Origin of the sequence: Sphingomonas sp. LHG3406-1, assembly GCF_029637485.1 — a bacterium.
Lineage (GTDB): Bacteria > Pseudomonadota > Alphaproteobacteria > Sphingomonadales > Sphingomonadaceae > Sphingomicrobium.
The window spans coordinates 1,249,539-1,265,368 of record NZ_CP069128.1 but is presented as its reverse complement, the minus strand read 5'-3'; the positions used below and the strand labels follow the sequence as shown (position 1 = coordinate 1,265,368).

Here is a 15,830-nt window from a genome sequence, read left to right as displayed (position 1 = left end):
CTGCATGAAATCTGGCTTGCTACTGGTCCTGGCGTCGCTGCTCGCGGCGAGCCCGGCCGCGGCGGAGGTCAAGTCATCCAGCGGCAACGGCTTCGAAGTCGAAAGCCGCATCGACACCGCCCTCCCGCCCGCGGCGCTCTACCGCGCCTTCGGCGATCTTCCGCGCTGGTGGTCGGGCGATCACAGCTACTCCGGCAAGGCCGCCAACCTCAGCCTCGAATTGAAGCCCGGTGGCTGCTGGTGCGAGAGCCTGCCGAACGGCGGCGGTGTCGAACATATGCGGGTCGCCTATGTGGAGCCGGGCAAGCGCCTCGTCCTCACCGGCTCGCTTGGCCCCCTGCTGGCCGAAGCGACCACCGGCGTCATGCAGGTCGCCATCGAGCCGACCGCGGCGGGCTCGTCACTGGTCCTCAACTATCGCGCGGCGGGCTTCGCCAACGGCGGCGCGGGCAAGCTCGCGCCCCTCGTCGACCAGGTGCTGGCAATCCAGGCCAAGCGGCTGGCGGCCTATGCCGAGGATCTTGCGATCCGGCGCTAGGCGCGCTCGAGGGTCACGAAGGCGAAGGCCGGACGGCCGTCCTCGGCTCCATGCTCTTCGCGAAAGGTCTCGCGCCAGGGGCCATGCTCGCGCGGATCGGCCATGATCGTGTCGCCCGCTACATCGCCCTGCACTTCGGTCAGTTCGATCCGCTCGACGAAGGGCAGGGCGAGCGCGAAGATTTCGGCCCCGCCGATGATGCTGACGTCGTCCGGCGCGGCCAGCGCGAAGGCTTGCGGAAGCGAATGCGCGACCTCCGCGCCGGGCGCCGACCAGTCCTTGGAACGCGTGACCACGATGTGGCGGCGGCTGGGCAGCAGCCCGGGCAGGCTGTCGAACGTCCTGCGGCCCATGATCATCGCGGTGCCGAGCGTCAGCGCCTTGAACCGCTTGAGGTCGGCCGGAAGATGCCACGGCAGCCTGCCATCGCGACCGATCACGCCATTTGCGGCGCGCGCCACCACCAGCTGGATCATGCCGGCCGCGCCGCGGTTAGGTAATATCGCCGCTCGCCGCTTGCGAAGCGCTTGAACTTGGTGCTGCCCTCGATCGCGGCATAATTGCCGAGCTCGTCCTTGAGCAGCAGGCGGGCGGGCAGCGGCGCACGGGCAATGACGGCGCGGCGCCGCGGCGTGTCCTCGCGGCAGGCCTGAACGACATTGCCCGTGATGTCGCGCAGCTCGAAGGCGAAGCCCGCCTCCGTCAGCTCGCGCGCTATCCGGCCGTCGTTCTTCCGCTTCTCGGTATCGGCATAGAGGAAGACGCCGTCAGCCTTCAGCACCCGCCGGACCTCGGCGAAGAAGCGCTGGCGGTCGGGATAGTCGTTCGATGCCTCGACGTTCAGCAACACGTCGATGCTGGCGTCGGGGAAGGGCAGGTCCATCGCGCTGCCCTCGACGAAGGTGACGCCGTCGCGGCGGGTCCACTGCTTCTGGCAGTAGCTGACGGCGCTCGCCGCTACGTCGAGGCCGGTCGCTTCGAACGCACCGGGTCCGGCGGCCTCGAGAAAGGCGTCGAGCCCGCCGCCACGGCCGCAGCTGACCTCGAGCAGGCGGGCGCCGGGGGCGAACTCCTTGCCGCTCGCCCGCAGGGCCTTCAGCATCTCGCGGTACATCTGGCGCTGGAAGCGGTCGGGCGCCTTGTCCTCGTCGCTCGGCGCGAACCCGTAATTGTTGGTCGCCGTCTCGCCCCAGTCGAGCGTGTAGAAGCGGTTCCACAGCGTCGGTCGAAGTGCGTGATCGTCGCGCAGACGGCGCAGATAGACCTGGACCGCCCTCCCCGCGCCGGCGATGACCAATGTGGCCACGACCACCAGCAACAGACCCCACACCAGACCGCTCACATTCTTCCCCCGAAACAGCGTGACGGCCGGCTTAGCGAACCAGCTTCTCCTTGAACAATAGGAAAGCATTTGCGACCTTCGCCGGCGATGCCCCGCGCCGCCCCGTCCTTGCCGATGCGCTCGCACGACGGGCCCCGGACCGACCGCCGGAGCGAAGTGGACGAAGTGAAATCCAAGGCAGTTTTTCTTTTTCTCCGATGACCCTCGCTTCCTTCCTCCACGCCCTCCAGCCCGGCCTCGCGCCGCCGTCCATCGTCACCGATGCGGCGGACATCGCGCCCTGGCTGACCGACTGGCGCGGGCGCTGGGCCGGGGTTAGTCCGGTGCTGCTGCAGCCGTCCACTTGCGACGAAGTGACGGCCATCGTGGCGGCCGCCGAAGCGCATGGGGTCGGTCTCGTGCCGCAGGGCGGCAATACGTCCATGGTCGGCGGCGCGACCCCGCCCGCCGACGGTTCGGCGGTGCTGCTGTCGCTCCGCCGCATGAATCGCATCCGCGCCATTGCGCCCGACAAAGCAATTGTCGAAGCGGGCGTCATCCTCGACACCCTCCACCGCGAGGCCGAGGCCGCCGGTGCCCGCTTCCCGCTCGACCTCGGCGCGCGCGGATCGGCGACGGTCGGCGGGCTGGCGGCCACCAATGCCGGCGGCGTCCAGGTGCTTCGCTTCGGCACCATGCGCGCGCAGGTGCTAGGCATGGAGGCGGTGCTCTCGGGCGGCCTCGTCCACGACAGCCTCGGCGGCCTCAAGAAGGACAATCGCGGGGTCTCGATCGATCATCTGCTGGTCGGCGCCGAAGGCACGCTCGGGGTGATCACCGCGCTTCGCCTGCGGCTGGTGCCCGGCCGGGTCGAGCGCGCCGCCGCCTGGATCGGCCTCGACCATCCCGCCCGGGCGCTCGACCTCCTCCGCCGGCTCGAAACCGCGACCGACCGGATCGAGGCGTTCGAACTCATCCCCGCGGCCAGCCTCGACCGCGTCCTCCGCCATATTCCCATGACCCGCGCGCCGCTCGGCTCGCCCCTCCCGTGGAACGTTCTGGTGGAGGCGGTGGCGTCCCCGGGCGAGGAGCCGCCGGCGGCGCTGCTCGAACGGCTGCTCGCCGATGCGGCCGCGGCGGGCCTCGTCGCCGACGCCGCCATCGCCCACAGCAACGACCAGACCGAGCAACTCTGGCGCCTCCGCCACAGCATCTCCGAGGCCGAGCGGGCCGAGGGGCCGGCGGCGCAGCACGACATCTCGCTCCCGATCGATGCCGTTCCCGACTTCCTCACCCGGCAGGCGGCCGCGATCGAGCGGCGCTTCCCCGGCACGCAGGCGAGCGGCTACGGCCATCTTGGCGACGGCAACGTCCACTTCCACGTCCGCGCGCCCGCCAGTGCCGGCCGGGACTGGGCGGACAGCGGCGAGGGCAAGGCGGTCAGCGCCTTCGTCCACGATCTCGTCACCGCCGCGAACGGCTCCATCTCGGCCGAACATGGCATCGGCCAGATGAAGAAGGACGAGCTCGCCCGGCTTGGCCCTCCGGCGCGCCTGCAGGTCCTGCGCGCGATCAAGCGGGCGATGGACCCGCACGGCATCTTCAATCCCGGCAAGCTGGTCGACTGACCGGAACCTGCGCCGAAGGCGGCCCGTTGCGTGGCGATGGCGCGGGGTGATGATCGGCAGAGCCGACAGGAACTGGAAATCGGCGAGCTGGTCGCGAGGCTGCTGGGGGATGATGCCCCCCGCATCCTCTTCCTCGCCAGGGACGAGGTGAAGGCAGCGGCGGTGGCGACGGCCGCGGCGGACGTGGCGGGGGAGCGGGTGGTCCTGCACCTGCCGGGCTCCGACGCGCTCCCCGGCGACGATGCGCCCGCATCGCCCGCCATCGCCGGCCAGCGCACCGCGGCGCTCCGCCACCTCGCCGAGGCGCTGGCCGATGACCGGCCGGTGCTGCTGATCAGCTCGGGCGAAGCCGCCGGCCGTCTGCTCGCCCCGCCCGACGCCTATGTCGCCCGCCCGCCGATCCTCACCCCCGGCGACGCCATCGACTCCGAAGCCCTGCGCAAGACGTTGCTCTCCCTCGGCTACACCGAAGACGAACGCGTCGACGAACCCGGCGAAATGGCGGTCCGCGGCGGCGTGGTCGACATCTTCCCGGGCGACAGCGTCGACCCCCTGCGGATCGAGGTGGAGGAAGGCCGCATCCTCGCCGTCCGCGCCTATGATCCACTCACCCAGCTCACCAGCGAGGAGCGCGAGCGGCTGGAGGTCGGAACGGTGACCGAGCCGTCCGCCGCTGCTGGCGTGCCCCTGCTCGATCACCTGCCCGGCGGCGTCGTTGCCATCGAGGCAGGCGCCGATCGCCGCCGCCAGCTCCTCCTCTCGCTCGCCGCCGACGCCGCCAGGCGCCGCAAGGGGCGGGCACTTGCCGACATCTGCGACGAGAAGCGCTGGAGCAAGGCGCTTGCCGGCCGCACCATGCTCGACCTCGCTGCAGGGCTGGCCGACCCGCCGCCCCGCTTCGTCGAGCGCCGCGCTCCCGAGCGCGCCTTCAAGAAGCTTGCCGAGGAAGTGCTCGCAAGCGGCCAAAGCCTGCTGCTGCTCGGTTCGCCCCGCGATCTCCGTTTCCTTGTGCCCCGCGTCGCCCGAGCGCTGAAACGCGAGGTGATCGCTGCGGAAAGCTGGGCGGACGTGCTCGCCGCCAGGGCGGGCTCGCTCCTCGCTCTGCCCATGGCCGTGCCGCGTGGCTTTGCCCGCGAGACACTGGTGGCGGTCGCCGCCGCCGACCTGATCGGCTCGCGCGCCGAGCAGGAGAGCGGCAGCGCCAGCGCTCCGGCCGACGTTTTTGCCGCGCCCGAAATCCGCCCGGGCGATGTCGCCGTCCACGAGGATCATGGCCTTGGCGTGGTCACCGGCCTGACCGCGCTTCCGGAAGGCGGCGGCGACGCGATCGTGATGCGCTTCGCCGGTGACGCCCGCCGGCTGGTCCCCGCCGCCGACGCGGGCAAGCTGTGCCGCTATGGATCGGACGAGGATGCCGTCACCCTCGACAAGCTGGATGGCTCGTCTTGGGAGAAGCGGCGGGGCGAGGTGCTGGCGGCGGTCGCCGAGACGGCACGCGGCCTGGTCGTCCTCGCTGAGGAACGCGCCAAGGCCGAGGCGCCCGTGTTCGAGCCCGATCCCGCCCGCTACGAGCAGCTTGCCGGAAGCTTCCCCTTCACCGAGACAGCCGACCAGCTGAAAGCCATTGCCGCCGTCCGCTCCGACCTCGCGTCGGGCAAGCCGATGGATCGGCTGGTCGTCGGCGACGTCGGCTACGGAAAGACCGAAGTCGCCCTTCGCGCCGCGGCGATGGCGCTGTTTGCGGGCCGGCAGGTGGCGCTCGCCGCGCCAACCACGGTGCTTGCCCGCCAGCATCTCGAGACTTTCCGCGACCGGCTGGGCGCAATGGGGATCGAGGTCGCCATGCTTTCCCGGCTGGTCACGGCGGCCGAGAAGAAGCGGACCCTCGCCGGCCTTGCGGACGGCAGCATCCAGATGGTGGTCGGGACCGGCGCCGTCGCCGGCAAGGGCGTCGCCTTTTCCGACCTCGGCCTCGTCATCATCGACGAGGAGCAGAGGTTCGGCGCCAGGGACAAGGAAAAGCTCCGCTCGCTTGGCGCGCCGCATGCGCTCAGCCTCACCGCCACGCCCATTCCGCGCACGTTGCAGTCGGCGCTGGTCGGCCTCCAGCCGATGAGCCTGCTTGCGACCCCGCCCGCGCGACGCCAGCCGATCCGCACGGAAGTTGGCGGCTTCGACGAGGGCAAGCTGCGTACCGCCCTTCTGCGCGAACGCGCCCGGCGCGGCCAGAGCTTCGTCGTCGTTCCGCGGATCGAGGACATGGGGCCGCTCGGCGACACCTTGCGTCGCCTCGTCCCCGAGCTCGCCATCATCGAGGCGCATGGCAAGATGCCCGCCGCCGAGATCGACGAGGCGATGGTCGGCTTCGCGGCGGGGGAGGGCGACGTGCTCCTCGCCACCAACATCATCGAAGCCGGCCTCGACGTGCCGCGCGCCAACACCATGGTGGTGGTCAACGCCGACCGCTTCGGCCTCGCCCAGCTCCACCAGCTGCGCGGACGGGTCGGGCGCGGGGCGCGGCGCGGGCACATCCTGCTGATGACCGGCAAGGGCGAGATCGCCAAGCGCACGCTCGACCGGCTCAACACGCTCGCGGCTTACGATCGGCTCGGCGCGGGCTTCGCCATCAGTGCCCGCGACCTCGACCTCCGCGGCGCCGGCGACCTGCTCGGCGAAGAGCAGTCGGGACACCTCAAGTTGATCGGCATCGACCTTTACCAGAACCTGCTCGGGCGGGCGCTCAAGCATGCGCGCGGCGAGCCCGAGGACCCGCCCGAGCCGGAGCTGCGGCTGGGCGCGGCGGGGCTGCTCCCGGCCGACTGGATACCAGAGGAGGAAGTGCGGCTGTCGCTCTACCTGCGCCTGGCCCGGCTGGAGGATGGCGGCGCGCTGGAGGCCTTCGCGGCCGAGCTTGCCGATCGCTTCGGCGAACTCCCGCCCGAGGCCGAAGCCTTGCTCGCCCAAGCGCGAATTCGGCTGCTCGCCCGCGCCGCCGACATCGCCCGCATCGACGTCGGGCCCGCCGCTGTCGCCGTCAGTCCGCGCGACGCCAGGCGGGCGGCGCCGGACGGGCTCGAAGCCAAGGAGGGCCGCTGGCTGCTTCGGCCCGAGGGCGAACCGCTGGCGGCGCTCGAAAGCCTGCTCGCCGACCTTGCCGGCGACTAGTCGGCGATCGCCGGATGCTCGGCGCTCTCGGCGTCACGCTTGCCCCACTCGCGGTTGATCGCCAGCGCGCCCAGCGTGCAGATCACCCCCGACAGGAGGTAGAGGCCGACCGACCACAGCCCGACCTCGGCCGCCAGCCATAGCGCCACGAGCGGCGCAAAGCCGGCGCCGATGAACCAGGCCGAGTTGGAGACGATTGCCGCACCCGTGTAGCGATATTGCTGGCGGAAGCTGCTGTTCACGGCGCCCGCTGCCTGGCCGAAGCTGAGGCCGAGCAGGACGAAGCCGACCAGCATGTAGAGCGTCTCGCCGATTGCTCCGAAGCCAAGCAGCTGCGGCGCGAAGCCGCTGTAGGCGCCGATCAAGGCCGCCGATACGCCCAGCACCGCGCGTCGCCCGACCTTGTCGGCAAGCACGCCCGACGCGAGGATCGAGGCGACGCAGACGAGCGCGCCGACGCCCTCGATGATGAGAAAGCGGACCGGATCCTGCTCGGTGAACAGCTGGACGTAGGAGAGCGGGAAGACGGCGACGAGGTGGAACAGGGCGAAGCTCGCCAGCGGCGCGAAGGCGCCGAGCAGGATCGTCCGCCATTCGGCGAACAGGGTCTCGAACGGCGGAGAGGGCTGGAGCTCGCGACTGTCGAACAGGCGCTTGAATTCCGGTGTCGCGACCAGCCGCAACCGTGCGAAAAGCGCGACGATGTTGAGCGCCAGCGCGACGAAGAAGGGATAGCGCCAGCCCCAGCTGAGGAAGTCGGCAGGCTCGAGCAGGAATTCGAAGTAAGCGAACAGCGCGCATGCGAGCGCCAGGCCCAGCGGCGCGCCCAGCTGCGGGATCATCGAATACCAGCCGCGCTTGTCGTGCGGCGCGTTGAGGGCGAGCAGCGAGGGCAGGCCGTCCCACGCGCCGCCAAGCGCGACGCCCTGAAGCAGCCGGAACAGGCCGAGCAGCCAGGCGCTGGTCGCGCCAACCTGGGCGTGGCCCGGCAGGATGGCGATCGCCATGGTCGAGCCGCCGAGCAGGAACAGGGCGATGGTCAGCTTGACGCCGCGTCCGTGATGCTGGTCGATCCAGGTGAACAGGAAGGTGCCGAGCGGCCGGCCGAAGAAGGCGAGGCTGAACAGCGCGAAGCTGGCGAGCGTCCCGTCCAGCGGGTCGAGATAGGGGAAGACGAGGTAGGGAAAGACCAGCACCGCGGCGATGGCGTAGACGAAGAAGTCGAAGAACTCCGTCGTCCGCCCGATGATCACTCCGATCGCGATCTCGCCCGGACGGATCTGACCGTCACGCGCATTGACCAGCCGGGCGTCGCGCTCGAGCGCGTCCGAACTGGCGGGCTGGGCAGGGGAGGTCATCGGCTTGCTGGTCTCCAAACGGCCGTCCATGCGCGCACTTGCACGGGCGAAATCCTGCCGCTCCAATGCACGACTGACTTGCTTCTGGGGATTGGACATTTTGTCCAATGTCCCACGGCCGACAAGGCTCCTACGTGGGCGCCATGCTGCCGCACTCCCTCGTTGCCCGGCTCAAGGTCCTGGCTTTCGCCGCCTCCTTCCTGCTTCTCGCAGGATGCGAGCGGGCGGTGTTCAATCCGGCCGGCAGCATCGCCCGCCAGCAGCGCGACCTCATTACCATCTCCACCGTGCTGATGCTGTTCATCATCGTTCCGGTGATGGTTCTGATCGTCGTCTTCGCCTGGCGCTACCGCAAGGGGAAGGGCGGCACCTACGATCCGCATTTCGACCATTCGACCAGCCTCGAGCTGGTGATCTGGTCGGCGCCCCTCCTGATCATCATCATGCTCGGCGCGCTCACCTGGTCGAGCACGCACCTTCTTGATCCCTTCCGTCCGATCGACGCCAAGGCGACTGCGCTGGAGGGCCGTGCCGAGCCCGTGAAGCCCCTCGTCGTGCAGGTCGTCAGTCTCGATTGGAAGTGGCTGTTCATCTACCCCGAGCAGGGCATCGCCACGGTCAACGACCTCGTGCTTCCGGTCGGCCGCCCGGTGCGCTTCGACATCACCTCGTCGAACATGATGAACACCTTCTACGCGCCGACCATGGCCGGGATGATCTACGCCATGCCCGGCATGCAGAGCCAGCTGAACGCCGTGCTTGACCGGCCGGTCGACAGCTTCGGCCTCAGTGGCAATTACAGCGGCGCCGGGTTCAGCGGCATGCGCTTCCGCATCCGCGGCGTGTCGGACCAGCAATTCGCTGGCTGGGTCGGTCAGGCCAGGGCCGGCGGCAAGGCGCTCGACACCGCCGAATATCTCCGGCTGGTGAAGCCGTCGGAGCGCGTGCCCGCCATCCACTACGCCGCCGCCCAGGAGGACCTCTACCGCCGCATCCTCGAGCGCTGCGTCGAGCCCGGCAAATCCTGCATGAGCGACGTCATGGCCCGCGACATGGCGCGCGGCGGCGGCGAGGGGCCGCACTCCAGCCACTCGGGCGCCGGCATGCCCCCGCGCGGCGGGTCGGCTCCGCCTCATGGCGACAGGCCCGAGGGCGCGCTGATGAAGTCGCCGGACGAGAAGGGCACCGGCCCCAACGTCACCAAGCCGACCGATCCCAATGCGGCGCCCGGAGTCACCAAGCCCGGTGATCCCGCCAACCGCAACATGACCTGATTGTCCGAGGACCACGTCCCAGTGTTCGACCCCAAGATCATCTTCGGCCGGCTGAGCTTCGAGAGCTTCCCGATCCACGAGCCGATCCTGCTCGTCACCTTCGCCGTGGTGGCGCTGGGCGGACTGGCCGTGCTCGCGGCCATCACGAAGTTCCGCCTGTGGGGCTATCTCTGGAAGGAATGGTTCACCACCGTCGATCACAAGAAGATCGGCATCATGTACTTCCTGCTCGGCATCGTCATGCTGCTGCGCGGTTTCGCCGACGCGGTGATGATGCGCCTGCAGCAGGCGATGGCGTTCGGCGCCAGCGAGGGCTACCTCCCCGCCCACCACTACGATCAGATCTTCACCGCCCACGGGACGATCATGATCTTCTTCGTGGCGATCCCCTTGATCTCGGGCGTCATCAACTTCGTCATGCCGCTGCAGATCGGCGCGCGCGACGTCGCCTTTCCCTACCTCAATTCCCTGAGCTTCTGGCTGACCGCGTCGGGCGCGGCGCTGGTCATGGTATCGCTGTTCGTCGGCGAATTCTCGACCGCCGGCTGGCTCAACTACGTGCCCGTTTCCAACCTTGAGAACTCGCCCGGGGTCGGCCCCGATTATTACCTCTGGGCACTGCAGATAGCAGGCGTCGGGACGACGCTGTCGGCCATCAACATGGTCACGACGATCATCAAGATGCGCGCCCCGGGCATGACGATGATGAAGATGCCGGTCTTCTGCTGGACCGCGCTGTGCAGCCAGGCGCTGGCGATCGCCATCTTCCCGGTCCTGACCGGCGCCTTCGCCATGCTGATGCTCGACCGCTACCTCGGGTTCAACTTCTTCACCAATGACCTTGGTGGGAATCCGATGATGTACTGGAACCTGGTGTGGATCTGGGGCCATCCCGAGGTCTACGTGCTGGTCCTGCCGGTGTTCGGCATCTTCTCCGAAGTCACCTCGGCATTCACCGGCAAGCGGCTCTTCGGCTATTCGTCGATGGTCTATGCGACGGTGGTCATCACCATCCTCAGCTATCTCGTCTGGCTCCACCACTTCTTCACCATGGGCTCGGGCGCCAGCGTCAACAGCTTCTTCGGCATTGCGACGATGGTCATCTCGATCCCGACCGGCGCGAAGATATTCAACTGGCTGTTCACCATGTACCGGGGCGAGATCCGCTTCGAGTTGCCGATGATGTGGGTGGTCGCCTTCATGCTGACCTTCGTGGTCGGCGGGATGACGGGCGTGCTGCTGGCGGTGCCGCCGGCCGACTTCGTCCTCCACAACAGCCTGTTCCTCGTCGCCCATTTTCACAACGTGATCATCGGCGGCGTCGTCTTCGGCCTGTTCGCCGGCATCGAATACTGGTTCCCCAAGGCGTTCGGCTACACGATCGACAAATTCTGGGGGAAGGTGCACTTCTGGGGCTGGGTGATCGGCTACTGGGTGGCCTGGACCCCGATCTACATCGTCGGCCTGATGGGCACGACGCGCCGAGTCCATCACTTCGACGACCCTACCCTGCAGCCCTGGTTCGTCGTCGCCGCCATCGGCGCCGGGATCATCCTGATCGGTATCCTCGGCTTCGTCATCGGCCTGGTGGTGAGCTTCAGGAAGCGCGACCAGCTCCGCGTCGGCAACGATCCGTGGGAAGGCCGCACCCTCGAATGGGCGACCACCTCGCCGCCGCCGCAGTATAATTTCGCGTTCACGCCGATCGTCCACGATCTCGATGCCTGGTACGACATGAAGAGCCGCGGCTATGCGCAGCCGACGGAGGGCTTCCGCCCCATCCACATGCCGCGCAATACCGGCACGGCGATCATCCAGGCAGGCCTCGCCACTGTGCTCGGATTTGCCATGGTCTGGTACATCTGGTGGCTGGCGGTCGCCGCCTTCGTGGGGCTGGTCGCGGTCACGGTGTGGCACAGTTTTGACTATCACCGGGACTACCACATCCCGGCCGACGAAGTCGCCCGCGTGGAACGCGAGCAGCTTTCCTATCTCGACATCAACTATGCGCCCGAACCGGCGGTGCTGCCCGGCGTCCAGCCCGGCCGGACCGCGGTGGCGGGAGCCTGAGGACCATGGCTGCAATCGCTCCTGAAGCGGCGTTCGACCGCGAAACCTTCTACCTCGTCGAGAAGGACGATCATGACGGCGGCCACGCCAGCCCCGTCCTGCTCGGCTTCTGGATCTACCTGATGAGCGACGCGCTCATCTTCGCCGCCCTGTTCGCCACCTATGGCGTGCTGTCGACCAGCTATGCCGGCGGCCCGGGGCCGCGCGACATCTTCGAGCTTGAACTGGTCGCGCTCAACACCGCCATCCTGCTCGTCTCCTCCATCACCTACGGCTTTGCCATGCTGGCGATGGAGAGAGGGCGAAAGGCCGCTGTCCAGGGCTGGCTCGTCCTCACCGCATTGCTCGGCATGAGCTTTGTCGCGGTCGAATTGTACGAATTCGGCAAGCTCATCGGGGAAGGCGCGACGCCGCAGCGCTCCGGCTTCCTGTCGGGCTTCTTCACGCTGGTCGGCACCCACGGGCTCCACGTCACCGTCGGCATTCTGTGGATCGGCCTCATGCTGGTGCAGGTCGGACGCCATGGTCTCAACCTCGCCAACAAGCGCCGGCTGCTGTGCCTCAGCATGTTCTGGCACTTCCTCGACGTCATCTGGATCGGCGTCTTCACCTTCGTCTACCTGCTGGGGATGCTGCGATGAGCGCTTCGATCGACCATCGTGACGAGCTGCACGCGGGCTCGAGTGATGCGCTCCACGCGAGCTCAAGTGATGCGCTCCACGCGCATGGCGAGGAGCATGGCCATGGCAGCCGCAAGAGCTATCTGGTCGGCTTCGCCCTGTCGGCGGTCCTGACCTTCATTCCCTTCTGGCTGGTGATGGGCCGCCCGGTCGCCGACCCGACGATCGTGTCGGTGCTCGTGATCCTGCTCGCGGTCGTGCAGATCCTCGTCCACACTGTCTGCTTCCTCCATGTGAACACCAGCGGGGAGGGCGGCTGGACCCTGCTCGCCTATGCCTTCACCGCCGTGTTGCTGATCATCACCATCGCCGGCTCGCTGTGGATCATGTACCATCTGAACATGAACATGATGCCCGGCATGATGCCCGGGCAGGTCAGCACGACACCGTGAAGGAAGGGGGCGGCCGCCGCCTCCTGATGCTCGCCTTGTGCGGGTCGCTCGCCCTGCTGTTCGCTGCCCTTGGCGCCTGGCAGGTCGAGCGCCTCGCCTGGAAACGCGAGCTGATCGCGAGAGTCGAACAGCGGCTGGCCGCACCGCCGGTCCCGCTCGGTCCCAAGGACCCGACGGCCAGCTTCATGGCCGGGGATGCGGAATATCTCCGGGTCCGCGCGACTGGACGCTTCGACCATCGGCGCGAGACGCTGGTCGATGCGCTGACCGAGCGTGGCAAGGGCTTCTGGGTCCTGACGCCTCTGCTCACGGACGGCCGCACGATCCTCGTCAACCGCGGCTTCGTCCCGACCGATCGCGCCAGGCCTTCGACACGCGGCGCAGGCCAGCCGGCAGGCGAGGTGACCGTGACTGGCCTCGTCCGCCTGACCGAACCTGGTGGCCGCTTCCTCCGCGCCAACCGGCCGGATGCCGATCTCTGGTACTCGCGGGACGTGGCGGCGATCGCGAAGGCGCGCAGCCTCACCGCCGCCGAGCCTTATTTCATCGATGCCGACGCGACGCCCAATAGCGGCGGCTATCCGATCGGTGGCCTCACCGTCGTCCGCTTCCCGAACAACCACCTCATCTATGCCTTGACCTGGTTCGGCCTCAGCCTCCTCAGCCTCGTCGGCCTTGTCCTCGTCGCAAGAAGCCCCATTAGTCGGGGTTGATGGATGCACCGCTGCTCGCCCTGACGCCCCAGCCGCCCCGGCTTCCCGGCCGAAGCCCGCAGCAGGCGGTGATCGAGAACATGCGCCTGCTGAACCAGCTGCGCTGGATCGCCGTGGGCGGGCAAGTGGCGGCGATCCTCGTCGCTCGGTTCGCGCTCGGCGTCGACCTCCCGTGGCTGCCGATGCTCAGCATCGCCGGCCTGCTTGCGGTCGGCAACATCCTGTTCGCCTCCACCCTCCGCCTCGCTTGGGTGGTGCCTGGCGAACTGATGCTGGCGCTGCTGCTCGACATGGCCGCGTTGACCGCCCAGCTCTACCTGTCGGGGGGTACCAACAACCCGTTCGTGTCGCTCTTCCTCCTGCAGATCGTGCTCGGCGCCATCCTGCTCCCCTCCTGGCGCGCGTGGTTGCTGGTCGCCGTGTCGGTCGCCGCCTTCGTATTCCTGACCTTCAACCATCTGCCCCTGGAACTGCCGCCGCCCGGACCGGGCCAGTTCGACCTTCGCCTGCTCGGGCACGAGATCGCCTTCGTCATGGTGGCGGTGCTGCTGGTACTCTTCATGACCCGCATCAGCCGCAACCTCCGCCTGCGCGACTCCTATGTCGCCGAGCTCCGCCAGCGCGCCGCGGAGGAGGATTCAATCGTGCGCATGGGCCTGTTCGCCAGCGGCGCCGCGCATGAACTCGGCACGCCTTTGTCCTCCCTGTCCGTGCTGATCGGCGACTGGCAGCGCCAGCCGCAGGCAAGCGGTGACCCGCAGTTCGCGGAGGAGCTCACGGACGCCAAGCGCGCGGTCGAGCGCTGCCGCGAGATCGTCAGCGACATCCTCGACACGTCCGGCCTGCCGCGCGGCGAGGCGATGGGCAGCGTCGCCGCCGACAGCGTGCTCGAAGGGCTCGTCGCCGACTGGAGGGCGCTGCACGAAGGCGTGCCCATCATCCCCGACATCACCGTCCAAGGCGCCCGCGTCCCCGGTGAGCCGGCGCTCCGCCAGGCTCTGTGGAGCCTGCTTGAAAATGCCGGCGAAGCTTCGCCGTCGGGGATCGCTCTGGCAGCCCGGATCGAGACCGACCAACTGATCGTCGAGATCGCCGACAGCGGCAAAGGTTTCACGCCAAAGCAGCTGCACCAGCTCGGCCAGGCCGCCCGCTCGCGCAAGGGCGCCGGCCATGGCCTTGGCCTGTTCCTTGCCGCAAGTGTCGCGCGGCGGCTGGGCGGGTCACTGACCGCCTGCAACCGGCCTGAGGGCGGCGCGCTTGTCCGCCTCGCCCTGCCGCTCGTCGGGTCGGAGCCGTCGGCATGAGCGAGGCATCCAGGCGCCTCGTGATCGTTGAAGACGACGAAGATTTCGCACGCACGCTCGCGCGATCATTCGAGCGACGCGGCTACGCGGTGAACACAGCCGTCGGGCCAGTCGAACTCGACTCCCTTCTCGACCGGCAAAGCTTCGACTTTGCGGTGGTCGACCTCAAGCTCGGCAACCATTCGGGCCTGCCCTGCGTCGCCGCCATCGCGGCGACCAACCCGGCCACCCGGATCGTCGTCCTGACCGGCTTCGCCAGCATCGCCACCGCGGTCGAGGCGATCAAGCTGGGCGCAGCCCATTACCTTCCCAAGCCGAGCAACACCGACGACATCGAAGCGGCATTCGGCCGTAGCGTCGGGGACAGCCAGGTGCCGCTCGAAGGCCGGGCGACGTCGATCAAGACGCTCGAATGGGAGAAGATCAACGAGACGCTGATCGCCACCGGCTTCAACATCTCGGAGACCGCGCGCCGTCTCGGCATGCACCGGCGAACGCTTGCCCGGAAGCTCGAGAAGCGCCCGCTGCGTTGAGGTTCAGTCCTCCCCGATCCGCCCCGCCACCCGTAGCAACGACAGCTACACGAGCAGCACAATCTGCATCGACGTGCACCGGATCAATTCTCGCAAGTTGAGCGTCGAGCTATTTGCCCTGTCCGGGCGATTCTGCTTTGCCTGGGCCCGTCACTAGTAGGAGCTCACTCATGTGTCGCACGTCCGGCCTTCTCACATCCGCTGTCTTCGCGCTTGCCGTGGCCGCTTGCGGTGGTGGCGGATCGTCCGAGAGCTCGGCTGACCGCGAAGTGGCCAATGTTGCGGCTCCGACGACCAACACCGCTTCGGCCGCACCGGCTACAGCCGCGGCGCCGGCAGCGGACAATGTCGACACGGTTGATGGGGCAAGGTTCGCGAGCTTCACCGGCGATGCTGCCAAGGGGGAGGCGGTGTTCAGCCAGTGCAGGACTTGCCACGTCACCGAGCCGAACGTGAACCGCATCGGCCCGAGCCTGCACAAGATCGTCGGTAGCGAAGCTGGCAAGGTGGCGGGCTACAGCTACTCGCCGGCCAATGCGGACAGCGGCATCATCTGGAGTCCCGAGAAGCTGTTTCAGTATCTCGAGAACCCGCGGCGCGTCATTCCGGGCACCAAGATGGCCTTCGCCGGCATTCCGGACCCGCAGAAGCGCGCCGACCTGATCGCCTGGCTCGGAGCCCAGTAGGCTCAACCGATCCGGCCGACCTCGTGTGATCGAGGAGGCAGGCTGCGCCCATCCGATCCACGACGCCGGTTTCGCCGTCGGGTCGCCCGCTCGTCGCGTCCGTTGCGACGATGGGGGAGAGGGGAAGGCGCCCAAAGTGCTCCAATGCCAACGCCGCTCCACACAAGT

At 68.3% G+C, this 15,830-nt stretch carries 14 protein-coding genes; 11 read left to right on the top strand and 3 right to left on the bottom strand.

What is annotated here, in order from left to right:
- Positions 1-4 precede the first annotated feature (4 nt).
- The gene (locus JOY29_RS06145) at positions 5-538 is read left to right on the top strand and encodes an ATPase (protein ID WP_300975301.1); all 534 of its coding nucleotides are present in this window, start codon (positions 5-7) and stop codon (positions 536-538) included.
- Here the strand turns inward: JOY29_RS06145 and JOY29_RS06140 are convergent.
- Positions 535-1,014, bottom strand: a complete 480-nt coding sequence (locus JOY29_RS06140; RefSeq protein WP_300975300.1) for a dihydrofolate reductase — start codon at positions 1,012-1,014, stop codon at positions 535-537. The genes JOY29_RS06145 and JOY29_RS06140 overlap by 4 nt on opposite strands.
- A complete protein-coding gene (locus JOY29_RS06135) occupies positions 1,011-1,880 on the bottom strand; it encodes a class I SAM-dependent methyltransferase (RefSeq protein ID WP_300975299.1) in 870 nt (289 codons plus the stop codon). The genes JOY29_RS06140 and JOY29_RS06135 overlap by 4 nt, the downstream gene beginning before the upstream one ends.
- Positions 1,881-2,077: 197 nt before the next feature.
- Here JOY29_RS06135 and JOY29_RS06130 point away from each other — a divergent pair, with 197 nt between their 5' ends.
- Positions 2,078-3,487 (top strand): FAD-binding oxidoreductase, encoded by a 1,410-nt coding sequence (locus JOY29_RS06130; protein ID WP_300975298.1) that lies wholly within the window; start codon positions 2,078-2,080, stop codon positions 3,485-3,487.
- A 36-nt stretch (positions 3,488-3,523) separates the two neighbouring features.
- Positions 3,524-6,652 (top strand): helicase-related protein, encoded by a 3,129-nt coding sequence (locus JOY29_RS06125; protein ID WP_300975491.1) that lies wholly within the window; start codon positions 3,524-3,526, stop codon positions 6,650-6,652.
- Here JOY29_RS06125 and JOY29_RS06120 read toward each other — a convergent pair.
- Positions 6,649-8,010, bottom strand: coding sequence for an MFS transporter (locus JOY29_RS06120; RefSeq protein ID WP_300975490.1), 1,362 nt, complete (start codon positions 8,008-8,010; stop codon positions 6,649-6,651). The two genes, JOY29_RS06125 and JOY29_RS06120, sit on opposite strands and share 4 nt — an antisense overlap.
- Positions 8,011-8,153: 143 nt before the next feature.
- Here JOY29_RS06120 and cyoA point away from each other — a divergent pair, with 143 nt between their 5' ends.
- The 8 genes from cyoA to JOY29_RS06080 all read left to right on the top strand — a co-directional run bounded on the left by cyoA (position 8,154) and on the right by JOY29_RS06080 (position 15,662).
- The gene (cyoA, locus tag JOY29_RS06115) at positions 8,154-9,284 is read left to right on the top strand and encodes a ubiquinol oxidase subunit II (RefSeq protein ID WP_300975297.1); all 1,131 of its coding nucleotides are present in this window, start codon (positions 8,154-8,156) and stop codon (positions 9,282-9,284) included.
- Positions 9,285-9,305: 21 nt separating this feature from the next.
- A complete protein-coding gene (gene cyoB / locus JOY29_RS06110; protein ID WP_300975296.1) occupies positions 9,306-11,354 on the top strand; it encodes a cytochrome o ubiquinol oxidase subunit I in 2,049 nt (682 codons plus the stop codon).
- A gap of 5 nt (positions 11,355-11,359) precedes the next feature.
- Positions 11,360-11,995, top strand: coding sequence for a cytochrome o ubiquinol oxidase subunit III (gene cyoC / locus JOY29_RS06105; protein ID WP_300975295.1), 636 nt, complete (start codon positions 11,360-11,362; stop codon positions 11,993-11,995).
- Positions 11,992-12,426 (top strand): cytochrome o ubiquinol oxidase subunit IV, encoded by a 435-nt coding sequence (gene cyoD, locus JOY29_RS06100; RefSeq protein ID WP_300975294.1) that lies wholly within the window; start codon positions 11,992-11,994, stop codon positions 12,424-12,426. The genes cyoC and cyoD overlap by 4 nt, the downstream gene beginning before the upstream one ends.
- A gap of 26 nt (positions 12,427-12,452) precedes the next feature.
- Positions 12,453-13,139: an SURF1 family protein gene (locus tag JOY29_RS06095; RefSeq protein ID WP_300975489.1), complete on the top strand. Its 687-nt coding sequence runs from the start codon at positions 12,453-12,455 to the stop codon at positions 13,137-13,139.
- Positions 13,139-14,443, top strand: coding sequence for an ATP-binding protein (locus JOY29_RS06090; RefSeq protein ID WP_300975293.1), 1,305 nt, complete (start codon positions 13,139-13,141; stop codon positions 14,441-14,443). Before JOY29_RS06095 ends, JOY29_RS06090 begins: the two co-directional genes overlap by 1 nt.
- On the top strand, positions 14,440-14,976 hold the full coding sequence (locus tag JOY29_RS06085; protein WP_300975292.1) for a response regulator transcription factor: 537 nt from the start codon (positions 14,440-14,442) through the stop codon (positions 14,974-14,976). Before JOY29_RS06090 ends, JOY29_RS06085 begins: the two co-directional genes overlap by 4 nt.
- 269 nt (positions 14,977-15,245) lie before the next feature.
- The gene (locus JOY29_RS06080) at positions 15,246-15,662 is read left to right on the top strand and encodes a cytochrome c family protein (RefSeq protein ID WP_367280034.1); all 417 of its coding nucleotides are present in this window, start codon (positions 15,246-15,248) and stop codon (positions 15,660-15,662) included.
- Positions 15,663-15,830 lie beyond the last annotated feature (168 nt).